This is a genomic window from Microbulbifer mangrovi, from assembly GCF_002009015.1.
GTDB classification, from domain to species: domain Bacteria; phylum Pseudomonadota; class Gammaproteobacteria; order Pseudomonadales; family Cellvibrionaceae; genus Microbulbifer; species Microbulbifer mangrovi.
In genome coordinates this window covers 1-228 of the sequence record NZ_LZDE01000008.1, presented here as the reverse complement: position 1 = coordinate 228, position 228 = coordinate 1, and the positions used below count along the sequence as shown (strand labels likewise).

Annotated in this window: 2 tRNA genes; both read left to right on the top strand. The window is 57.9% G+C overall.

The features are described from left to right. Positions 1–76 (top strand) — tRNA-Glu (locus B4U49_RS00040). A 76-nt stretch (positions 77–152) separates the two neighbouring features. After that, a tRNA-Gly gene (locus tag B4U49_RS00035) sits at positions 153–228 on the top strand.

The following is a 228-nucleotide window of genomic DNA, read 5'->3' as shown; positions in this document are numbered from 1 at the left end:
GTCCCCATCGTCTAGAGGCCTAGGACACCGCCCTTTCACGGCGGTAACAGGGGTTCGACTCCCCTTGGGGATGCCAATACCGCAGGGTCGCAACGTATCGACGGCCTTGCAAAACCGGCTCGGAAGATTTAATTTCTGAGTCGGTCAAATTCGCGGGAATAGCTCAGTTGGTAGAGCGCAACCTTGCCAAGGTTGAGGTCGCCGGTTCGAACCCGGTTTCCCGCTCCA